The organism is Streptomyces sp. NPDC050619 (genome assembly GCF_040654815.1).
GTDB lineage: Bacteria > Actinomycetota > Actinomycetes > Streptomycetales > Streptomycetaceae > Streptomyces.
The window spans coordinates 74,579-84,557 of the sequence record NZ_JBFAIR010000046.1 but is presented as its reverse complement, the minus strand read 5'-3'; the positions used below and the strand labels follow the sequence as shown (position 1 = coordinate 84,557).

Here is a 9,979-nt window from a genome sequence, read left to right as displayed (position 1 = left end):
ACCTTGCCTTCGGTGACCAGTTCGGCCAGCGCGCCGACGGTTTCTTCGATGGGGGTGTTGGGGTCGACGCGGTGCTGGTAGTAGAGGTCGATGTGATCGGTGCCGAGCCGCAGGAGGGAGCCTTCGACGGCGGTCTTCACGTTGGCGGGGTTGCTGTCGATGACGCCGGGGCCGTCGCCGGCGTGGGAGACGAGGCCGAACTTCGTCGCGATGACGACGTCGTCGCGGCGGCCCTTGATGGCCTTGCCGACGAGTTCCTCGCTGTGGAAGGGGCCGTAGATCTCGGCGGTGTCGATGTGGGTGACCCCGAGGTCCAGGGCCCGGTGGATGGTGCGGATCGACTCGGCGTCATCGAGCCCCCCGCCGGTGGTGTAGGTGCCGGCCATGGTCATGGCGCCCAGGCCGATGCGCGAGACATCGAGCCCGCCCAGCGATACGTGCTTCATCAGGTAATCCTTGTCGCGACGGATGTCATGCCTGGTCGGTGGGCATGATCCAAAGTTCGGCGATGGAGGCATGCCGGGGGCGCGTGACCATGTAGGTGACGCCGTCGGCGATGTCCTCGGGGGCGAGGATCTCGGTCGTGTCGAGGAAGGGCTGGATCATCTCGCCGTGGATCTCGGGCTTGTTGTGCGAGTCCAGTTCGGTGTTCACACCGCCCGGCTCCAGGACACCGACGCGGACGTGCCGCTGGGTGACTTCCTGGCGCAGGGACTCGGTGAAGCCGTTCACCCCGAACTTGGTGAGGTTGTAGACGCCGTAACCGTTCCAGGCCACGCGGCCCGCGATGGAGCTGATGTTGACGATGTCGGCGACCCGGCGCGTACCGTCCTCGGCGGCCTTGAGCAGGTGCGGGAGGGCGGCGCGGGTGGTGTAGAGCAGGCCCTTGACGTTGATGGCGATCATGCGCTCCCACTCCTCGGCGTCCGCGCCGACGACGGGGCCCAGGAGCATCAGGCCGGCGTTGTTGACCAGGGTGTCCAGCCGACCGAAGTGCTCGACGGTCTGCTCGACGGCCGCCTCGGCCTGGGCGCGGTCGGTGATGTCGGCCTCCACCACCAGCGCGGTGCCGCCGGCCTTCCCTATCTCGGCGGCGAGTGCGTCCAGACGGTCCTTGCGGCGGGCCACCAGGGCCACGGACGCACCGAGCTCGGCGAGTTGGCGGGCGGTGGCCTCGCCGATCCCGCTGCTCGCACCGGTGACAAGCGCGACCGTGCCAGTCAGTTTCGATGGCATAGGAGTTGGTCCATTCCTCTTGATGTACGGCGTCCGAACAGACGGTGGAGTGCCACCTGAGCGGCCTCTTCCGACGCGTGGCGTGGACCTCCGCGTGGCCAGCCAAAGCGTGCCGAGCGGAAACCAGCGCCGGGCCATCGCATTCCGTCGATGGCGCGGATGCAAACGTGCCATCGACTCCCGAACGCGACAATGGGAGAAATCTTTCCGAGTATAAAACTCTACCCCTCACGAATTTCTGGAAGGAGCGGAGTTGGCTCCATAGAAGACTGAGTGAAGGCGACGTGGACCGTCTCCTCCCGGAAGGCACGTTCCGGGTACAGATCTCTACCCCCCACCTGAGCTCTCCCGGAGCGGCTGCCGCAGTACCGTGTCCGGCATGAGCAGGGACGCACACCTCAGCGAGCTGGGTGAATTCCTCAAGGTCCGGCGTGCAGAGCTGAGCCCCCGTGCAATGGGTCTGCCCGAGAGCGGGGCACTGCGTCGGGTCCCGGGCCTGCGCCGGGAGGAAGTGGCGCAGCTGGCTGCGATCAGCACCGTGTACTACACCCGCCTGGAGCAGGGCCGCATCGAAGCCTCGACTCCGGTCCTGATGGCCCTGGCCCGGGTATTGCGCCTGGACGACGACCAGTGTGACTACATGCTCGAACTGGCCGGGAAGGAGAACGCACGGCCACGTCGGAACTCGACGCTGAAGGTCCGGCCATCGACGCGGCGGCTCCTCGACAATCTCACCGACACCCCCGCTATCGTTCTCGGCCCCTGCATGGACATTCTCGCCTGGAATCCTCTTGCCGCCGCCCTGATCGCGGACTTCTCCCGGATTCCGGAAGAGCAGCGCAATTCTGCGCGAATGCTCTTCACCGATCCCGCTATGCGGGACCTGTACGCGGACTGGGAAACCGCCGCGCGTACTACCGTGGCATTTCTGAGGATGGAAGCAGCGAACAAAACGGACGACCCCAGAATGATTGCACTCGTCGAGGAGCTGTCCGAAAAGGATCCTCAGTTCCGGGAGTGGTGGGCCGCCCGCCACGTGTCCCACCACACCGTGGGGGCGAAAGAGTTCCGCCATCCCGTGGCCGGCAACCTCACCCTCGACTGGGAGACTCTCGCCTGCCCCAGCGATCCCGACCAGCAACTCGTCATCTTCACGGCGGAGCCCGGTACTGCCTCCCACGAGGGACTGCGTTTCCTCGCCTGCTGGGCCACCACCCACCAGCCGAGCGCTGACGCTGCCGGCTGATCCTGGGCGTCATCCGGTCTGCGCCGCGCGGTGGGCAGGCCGGTCGTCACGCGGCTGTCTGCGTGGCCGATGAAAGAGTCCCCGGGGCGGGCTGATGAATGGGCCCGGTCCCGCGGGTCAGGGGCAGGCCGGTGCCGTGGTGGGTGTGGGCGATGATCTCGGCGGTGATGGAGATGGCGGTTTCCCCGGGGGTGTGGGCGCCGAGGTCGAGCCCGATCGGGGAGTGCAGGCGCGTGAGCCGGTCCTCCGGTACGCCGGCTTCGCGCAGGGCGTCGAGGCGGTGGTCGTGGGTACGGCGGGAGCCCATCGCGCCGACGTAGCCGACGGGAAGGCCGAGGGCCAGCCGCAGCAGGGGGATGTCGAACTTGGCGTCATGGGTCAGTACGCAGATGACGGTGCGGGAATCCACCTCGGTGTGCTCCAGATAGCGGTGCGGCCAGTCGACGACAACCTCGTCGGCATGCGGGAAGCGGGCCGGGGTCGCGAAGACCGGACGGGCGTCGCACACGGTGACCCGGTAGCCGAGGAAGCGTCCGACCTCGCTCAGCGCACCCGCGAAGTCGACGGCGCCGAAGATGAGCATGCGGGGGCGGGACGCGTGGGTGTGGACGAGGACGGACAGTCTCTCGGGGCAGGTGTCGGCGTCCCCGCCGACCTCGACCACCCCGGTGCGGCCCGCCCGCAGCAGCGCGCGGGCCTGGGCCGCCACCGCCCGGTCCTCGGCCGTGCTGCCGAGGGTTCCGTCGTACGCGCTGCCGTCGCCGAGGAGTGAGAGGGTGCGGCCGAGGAGGTGCTCGGGGCCGTCGACGATCTGGGCGAGGGCGGTGGGACGGCCTTGCGTGACGGCTTCCAGGGCTGCGGTGAGATGGGGCTGGCCGGCGGGGTCGACATGCTGGACGAGGACGTCGATTTCACCGCCACAGGTCAGCCCGACGGCGAAGGCGTCGTCGTCGGAGTAGCCGAACCGGGCCCGTGCCGGGGCGCCACCGTCCGCCAGGATCTGTTGGCACAGTTCGTAGACGGCTCCTTCCACGCAGCCGCCGGAGACGCTGCCGACCGCGTCGCCGTCCGCGTTGACGGCGAGTGCGGTGCCGGGCGGCAGAGGCGCGCTGCCGCTGACCTGGACGACGGTGGCCAGGGCGAAGGGACGGGCCTCGCGGCACCAGGCGTAGAGCGTGTCCGCGATGTTCAGCATGTGCGGGTCTCCGTTTGAGCAGACGGGGCGACGGTTCTTGGGAGGCGGGAGGTTGGGCCGCCGCCGTGTCGTCGAGGGAGAGACACGGCGGCGGCCCCAGGGGTCCGGCGGCCGGGCATGGTCGGCCGCCGGACGGTTGGGTGAGCACCCGGGGCGGCCGTCTCACCACGAAACCGGCCGCCCGGGGGCTCGTATCGGGCCTCGGCTCAGAGCAACGCCTCGGCGGTGATGGGCAGTTCGCGGACGCGGCGGCCGGTGGCGTGGAAGACGGCGTTGGCGATGGCGGGTGCCACGCCGATGTAGACGATCTCGCCGAGTCCCTTGACGCCGATGGGGTCGGCCTCCAGGTCTTCGCCGCCGTCGAGGAATATCCCCCGCAGGTCGGGGATGTCGGCGTTGACCGGGACCATGTAGTCGGCGAGGTTGGCGTTGACGATGCGGCCGTCTCGGTGGTCGGTGACCGTGTGCTCGAGGAGGGCCGCGCCGATGCCGCCGACCATCCCGCCCAGCGCCTGGCTGTCGGCGAGCTTGGGACTGATGATGCGGCCCGCGTCGAAGACGCCGAGCATCCGCCGCACCCGAACCAGTCCGAGGCGGGCGTCGACGGCGACCTCGGCGAAGATCGCACCGTAGGTGTACATGGAGTGCCGTGCCTGGCCAGGGGTCCAGGAGCCGAGGACTTCGAGGTGGGTGCGGTTGTTGCGGGCCAGGAGCTGCCGGTAGGTCTCCCCGCGTGCCGGATTGTCCGACACGTGCAGCCGTCCGGCGCGGACCACGATGTCGTCGGCATCGACGCCGTACAGCGGCGAGCGTTCGTCCTCGACGGCGAGCTTGATCGCCTGCTTGCGTACCTTGTCGCAGCCGTCCTGGACGGCGGAGCCGATGTTGATCATGGTCTGTGAGCCGCCATGGGGCGGTGCCTTCGGCATGGTGGAGTCGCCGAGCTGGAAGGTCACCTTGCGCATCGTCAGGCCGAGGGCGTCCGCGGCGACCTGGGTCTGGGAGGTGTAGGTGCCCGGGCCCATGTCGCTGGTCGCGGACTGGATCAGGGCGGTGCCGTCGGCGTTCAGCCTCACCCGGGCCTCGGCCCCGCTCCGCACCACGTCGTAGGTGCCGACGGCCATGCCGGTGCCGATGAGCCAGTCGCCGTCGCGGGTGGAGCGGGGCTTGGGGTCGCGCCGGTTCCAGCCGAACTCACGGGCGCCGACGGTGTAGCACTCGCGCAGTCGCCGGGTGGAGAACGGCAGCCCGCTGGACGGGTCCTGTTCCGGTTCGTTGTGCCGGCGTAGCTCGATGGGGTCGATGTCCAGCTTGTGGGCGAGTTCGTCCATCGCCGACTCGATGGCGAAGGCGGCGGTGGCGTAGCCGGGGCCGCGCATCCAGATCGGGGTGTTCACGTCCAGGGGCACCGTGCGGTGGTCCTGGCGGACGTGGGGCGCGTTGTAGACCATCTGCCCGACGTGCAGGACGCCTTCGACGAAGTTCTCGTACGTCGAGGTCTCGGACTTCAGGTGCTGGACCATGGAGGCCACCCGGCCGCGCCGGTCGCTGCCCAGGCGCACCCGGTACTCGTACGAGGGCCGGTAGCCCACCCCGAAGTACAGCTGCCTGCGGGACAGCACGAGCTTGACCGGGCGGCCGGTCTCGCGGGCGGCGACCGCCGCGGTGGCGATGTGGGGCCAGGCGCGAATGGCGTTGCCGAACCCGCCGCCGACGAACGGCGAGATGATGCGCACCGAGTCGTTCGGGATGCCGAACACGGCGGCGACGTCCTTCTGCGTGCCGATCGGCCACTGCGTCTTGTCCCACAGAGTGAGCTGATCGCCGTCCCAGCGGGCGATGGTGGCGTGCGGTTCCATCGCGTTGTGATGGGCACGGGCCTGCTGATAGGTCGCGTCCACCTGTACGGCGACGGATTCGTACGCCTTGTCCGCGTCACCCCGCGCGTAGTTCATGGGTTCACCGGCCGGTGCGGTGGCCATGTCGGTCGACGTCTTCTCGGCGTCGTAGCCGACCTTCACCAGGTGCGCGGCATGCTCCGCGGCTTCCAGGGTGGTGGCCACCACGACGGCGACCGGCTGGCCGCGGAAGAGAACCTTGTCGTCCTGGAAGATCCGCAGCTGTTCGCTGTTCGGCCAGTCGTTCTCCGGGTTGCCGCGGTAGGCCAGCCTGGGCGCGTTGAGGTGGCTGATGACCTTGATGACGCCGGGCTGGGCGAGGGCGGCACGGGTGTCGATGCCGGTGATGCGCCCGCGACCGATGGTGCTGTCCACGATGACGGCGTGGACGACGCCCTTGATGTCGTGTTCGGCGGCGTACGTCGCCTTCCCCGTGACCTTCAGCCGGCCGTCCACCCGGGACAGCGGCGCTCCGACAGCTGCCTGCGGCTGCGGGCTCACTTGGTACCTCCCACGATGCGCAGCTGGCGCTCGACGGTGCGTTTGAGGAGTTCGGCCTTGAAACGGTTGTGTTCCAGCGGGCGGGCCCCGTCCGCCGCATGCTTGGCGGCCTCGGCCCACAGCGCCTGCGAGGGCCGCTCGCCGATGAGGTGCTTCTCGACGGCGGGCAGCTTCCACGGCACCGTGCCCACGCCCCCGGCGGCCACCTTCGCCTCCCGGATCACCCCGCCGCGGATGTGCAGCGCGACGGCCGCCGAGGTCAGGGCGAACTCGTACGACTGACGGTCACGCACCTTCAGATAGCCCGACTTCAGCGGGCGCGGAAGGGCCGGAATCTCGACGGCCGTGATCAACTCACCCTTGCGGAGGGCCTGTTCGCGGTTCGGGGTGCTGCCGGGCCGGAGCAGGAAGTCGGCGAAGGGGATGCCGCGTGCGCCGTCCGGGCCGAGCAGGCGGACGGTCGCCTCCAGCGCGGCGAAGGCCACGGCCACGTCGGAGGGGTGCGTGGCCACGCAGGAGTCGGAGGTACCGAGGATCGCGTGGGTGCGGTTGAAGCCGCCCCGTGCGGCGCAACCCGAGCCGGGCTCACGCTTGTTGCAGGCGGCGGTCACGTCACGGAAGTAGGTGCAGCGGGTGCGCTGCATGATGTTCCCGCCGATGGTGGCCATGTTCCGCAATTGGGCGGAGGCGCTCAGCTCCAGCGCCTCGGAGATGACCGGGTAGGTGGTGCGGACCTTGGCATGGGCGGCGGCCTCGGCCATCCGCACCAACGCGCCGATGCGCAGGCCCCCGCGCTCGGTGACGGTGACCTCGCGCAGCGGCAGTGCACTGATGTCGACCAGCGTCTCGGGGCGTTCGACGGTCTCGCGCATGAGGTCGACCAGGGTGGTGCCGCCGGCGATGTAACGCCCGCCGCGCCGACCGGCGTTGAGCGCCTCGGCGGTGTCGGAGGCTTTGGTGAAGGCGAAGGGATACATGGGAGGCGGGTCTCATTTCCCGTGGGCGGTCTGCTCGACCGCGCGCACGATCTTCACGTAGCAGCCGCAGCGGCAGATGTTGCCGCTCATCCACTCCCGGATCTCGTCCGCCGATCCGGTGTGGCCTTCCTGGATGCAGCCGACGCCGGACATGATCTGGCCCGGCGTGCAGTAGCCGCACTGGAAGGCGTCCTCTTCGACGAACGCCTGCTGCAACGGGTGCAGCTCACCGTCCGCGCCTCCCGGGGCGAGACCTTCGATGGTGGTGATCTCGGCGCCCTCCAGACGGACCGCGAGTGTCAGGCAGGAGTTGACGCGGCGTCCGTCGACCAGCACCGTGCACGCCCCGCAGGCACCGGCGTTGCAGCCCTTCTTGGAGCCGGGCAGGTCCAGGTGCTCGCGTAAGAGGTCCAGCAGCGAGGTCCGGTTGTCCACCGTGACGGTGTGACGCTTCCCGTTGACCGTCAGCGAGACACGGCTGTTCGGCGGTGCCTTGGCGGCATCCCTCTTCTCGGCGGCAAGCGCGGCCGGCCCCGTCATCAGGCCGCCGGCCGCGACGGCGCCACCGACCGCGGTGGTCGTCGCGATGAACGTGCGCCGGGAGGGCGCGGAGGCGGGCTCGGCAGAGGGGTCGGTAGGGGGGTCGGCATTGGGGTCGGTGGGGGGAGAAACAGCTGACTCGGTGAGTTCAGTGGACATGCGTACGCTTTCGGATCGGCGGAAGGTCGATGACCTTGTTCGTCGGCGTGCCCAGAGGCGGAATCCGCGTCGTCGTCATCGCCGGTGTGCTCCGGCCGTGTTTGTCAGTTGGAGATGCGGGACTCGGCACAGGGCAGAGGGGAATTCGTCCAGCTCACTCAGAGCGTGGCTGGTCATGACCGTCAGTTTGCCATCGGCTGGCGTTCTCTTGAGGGGTAGAGTTTTCTGTCTGGATGTCTGACGCCCCAGGATGGAAACTTCACCCTCTGCGGACACGCGCGACAGTGTCGAAGCCATACATACGTCCAGCGACTCTGGCGAACTGACCGCTCTACCGCATCTCCTCGGCACGCACCGTCATCACCGCGTCGAACTCGCCGACGAACCCGCCCGCGATTAACGGCTCAGGCAGAAGAGCGCGAGGTGGTGTTCCAGCCCCTCGCTGGTCACCCGGCGGTAGGAGCGGAAGGGACGTGACCTCCTCGACGACCCTCTGGTTCTCGCTGACGAGGCTGAGGTCCGCCTCGATGAGGTACGTCTCCCCCTTGCCCGCGTCGCGGCCGACGACCACGACCCGGTCCCCGCGCTCCAGGTACGTGCGCGAGAGGGCAGATCCCGGCGATCAGGTTTCGGCGGTTTCGGTGGTTTCGGTGGGCACCGCGGGCGCGGCGGGCCGCCGGTTCGGGCTGAGGGTGAAGCAGAGCGCCGCGCTGATGACCAGGATCGCCACCACGGTGAAGGTGCAGGCGGCGATGGCCGTGGCGGGACCGCTGCTCTCCGCCGTGCCGTAGTAGATCGTGCCGAGGCCCGCGACACCCACCGCGGCGCCGAACTGCTGACTGGTGGTCCAGACGCCGGAGGCCGAACCGGCGTGCTCGACGGGCACCGTGGAGAGGAACAGCGTGGTGAGCGCCGGCATGACGAACGTCGTGCCCACGCCCAGGGCGAAGAGGCCGGGCACCAGCGACCAGCCGCCGATGCTGTCGCCTTCCGCGCCCTGCTCGGCGAGGAGGATGCCGAGCGCGCCCACGGCGCCCACCAGACAGCCCGTCAGCACCAGCAGACGGCCGAACCGGGCGGTGAGCCGACCCACGAAATCGGCGGTGACCAGGCCGCCCGCAGGGAGCGCGATGCTGACCACACCGGCGTCCATCGCGGAGTACTCCTTGCCTTCCTGTAGCCACAGCACGATCACCAGCAGGAACCCGCTGAGCGCCGCGAAGGCCAGCAACTGCACGGCCAGCGCCCCGGCGACCGTCCGCTGCTGGAACAGTTCGACCGGCAGCAGGGCACCGGCCCGCTTCTGCGGACTGCGATGCTCGGCGAACGCCAGCCCCACCACCAGTGCGAAGCCCGTGACCAGGATGACCCAGATCCAGACGGGCCACCCGTAGCTGCGGCCCTCCAGCACCGGGAACACCAGCGCGGCCAGACCTAAGGTGAGCGCTCCGGCCGCACCCAGGCGGGGCCGGGCGCCGCCTTCCACCCGGCTCTCCGGCACCAGCCGGCCCGCCAGGGCGGCCAGCACCAGGGCGACCGGTACCGAGACCAGGAAGATCATGCGCCACCCCGTGCCCGCGATGTCCGCACCGATCAGCACACCCCCGAGCAGCAGACCTCCGGCCTGCGCGGTCCCGGCGATGAGGCCGAAGACGCCGAAGACCGTGCCCCGCTCCCGGCCCTGGAAGAGGGTGTACAAGAGGCTCATCACCTGCGGGGCGAGCGCGGCGGCCGCCAGCCCCTGCGCGGCACGCGCGGTGATCAGCATGCCGGGGGTGTCCGCCAGTCCGCTCCACACGCCGGTCACGGCGAAGGCGACGACCCCCAGCAGGAAGACGCGCTTGCGCCCCCACAGGTCACCCACCCGGGCAAAGGTGATCAGTGCGGCGGCGAAGGCCAGCAGATAGGCAGCCGCGATCCATTCCACCTGGGTGGGCGTGGCACCCAGGTCACGCTGAATCGACGGTAAGGCGACGCTCACGATCGAGACGTTCAGCAGGTCGAGCATGAAGGCCAGGGTCAGTACGACCATGGCCGCCCACCGGCGGGGATACGGTGCGTCCGCTTCAGGCGGTGCACCTGTCGTGGTTTCAGTTTCCAAGGTCACAATGCGCTCCCGGCTTGGCCGTTGCGGCGTTTGGTGGTCACGATCCAGCGCGGACCGATCGGTCCCATGAGTGCGGACCGATCGGTCCGACAGTCGTGCCTGGATAATGGGGGGCACGCG

General features: G+C 69.4%; 9 protein-coding genes. 1 reads left to right on the top strand and 8 read right to left on the bottom strand.

Translation table 11 applies throughout. The annotated features are described in order from the left end of the window. Together AB0I77_RS46245 and AB0I77_RS46240 are read right to left on the bottom strand one after the other, a co-directional pair. Positions 1-446: aldo/keto reductase (locus AB0I77_RS46245; protein ID WP_363288935.1), on the bottom strand; the 446-nt coding region annotated here is incomplete at its 3' end. A 25-nt stretch (positions 447-471) separates the two neighbouring features. Further along, positions 472-1,236 carry an SDR family NAD(P)-dependent oxidoreductase gene (locus AB0I77_RS46240; RefSeq protein ID WP_363288934.1) on the bottom strand — a complete coding sequence of 255 codons (765 nt, stop codon included), beginning with the start codon at positions 1,234-1,236 and terminating at the stop codon, positions 472-474. A gap of 379 nt (positions 1,237-1,615) precedes the next feature. Between AB0I77_RS46240 and AB0I77_RS46235 the strand changes: the two genes are divergently transcribed. Further along, a complete protein-coding gene (locus AB0I77_RS46235) occupies positions 1,616-2,482 on the top strand; it encodes a helix-turn-helix domain-containing protein (protein ID WP_363288942.1) in 867 nt (288 codons plus the stop codon). A 46-nt stretch (positions 2,483-2,528) separates the two neighbouring features. On the opposite strand, the gene AB0I77_RS46230 is transcribed toward AB0I77_RS46235, so the two are convergent. The 6 genes from AB0I77_RS46230 to AB0I77_RS46205 all read right to left on the bottom strand — a co-directional run bounded on the left by AB0I77_RS46230 (position 2,529) and on the right by AB0I77_RS46205 (position 9,784). Next, entirely contained in the window at positions 2,529-3,677 is a 1,149-nt protein-coding gene (locus tag AB0I77_RS46230; RefSeq protein ID WP_363288933.1) for an XdhC/CoxI family protein, read from the bottom strand. 206 nt (positions 3,678-3,883) lie between these two features. Next, a complete protein-coding gene (locus AB0I77_RS46225; RefSeq protein ID WP_363288932.1) occupies positions 3,884-6,076 on the bottom strand; it encodes a xanthine dehydrogenase family protein molybdopterin-binding subunit in 2,193 nt (730 codons plus the stop codon). Continuing rightward, positions 6,073-7,053 carry a xanthine dehydrogenase family protein subunit M gene (locus AB0I77_RS46220; RefSeq protein WP_363288931.1) on the bottom strand — a complete coding sequence of 327 codons (981 nt, stop codon included), beginning with the start codon at positions 7,051-7,053 and terminating at the stop codon, positions 6,073-6,075. Before AB0I77_RS46220 ends, AB0I77_RS46225 begins: the two co-directional genes overlap by 4 nt. A 12-nt stretch (positions 7,054-7,065) precedes the next feature. Further along, complete coding sequence (locus tag AB0I77_RS46215) at positions 7,066-7,752, bottom strand: (2Fe-2S)-binding protein (protein WP_363288930.1); 687 nt, start codon at positions 7,750-7,752, stop codon at positions 7,066-7,068. 331 nt (positions 7,753-8,083) lie between these two features. Next, positions 8,084-8,323: a hypothetical protein gene (locus tag AB0I77_RS46210; protein WP_363288929.1), complete on the bottom strand. Its 240-nt coding sequence runs from the start codon at positions 8,321-8,323 to the stop codon at positions 8,084-8,086. Between the two features lie 51 nt (positions 8,324-8,374). After that, entirely contained in the window at positions 8,375-9,784 is a 1,410-nt protein-coding gene (locus AB0I77_RS46205) for an MFS transporter (RefSeq protein WP_363288928.1), read from the bottom strand. Between the last annotated feature and the right edge of the window lie 195 nt (positions 9,785-9,979).

Bases quoted from the DNA above. Each gene is read 5' to 3' on its own strand.
- AB0I77_RS46240 (WP_363288934.1), bottom strand. From the start codon at position 1,236: ATGCCATCGAAACTGACTGGCACGGTCGCGCTTGTCACCGGTGCGAGC.
- AB0I77_RS46235 (WP_363288942.1), top strand. From the start codon at position 1,616: ATGAGCAGGGACGCACACCTCAGCGAGCTGGGTGAATTCCTCAAGGTC.
- AB0I77_RS46230 (WP_363288933.1), bottom strand. From the start codon at position 3,677: ATGCTGAACATCGCGGACACGCTCTACGCCTGGTGCCGCGAGGCCCGT.
- AB0I77_RS46220 (WP_363288931.1), bottom strand. From the start codon at position 7,053: ATGTATCCCTTCGCCTTCACCAAAGCCTCCGACACCGCCGAGGCGCTC.
- AB0I77_RS46215 (WP_363288930.1), bottom strand. From the start codon at position 7,752: ATGTCCACTGAACTCACCGAGTCAGCTGTTTCTCCCCCCACCGACCCC.
- AB0I77_RS46205 (WP_363288928.1), bottom strand. From the start codon at position 9,784: ATGGTCGTACTGACCCTGGCCTTCATGCTCGACCTGCTGAACGTCTCG.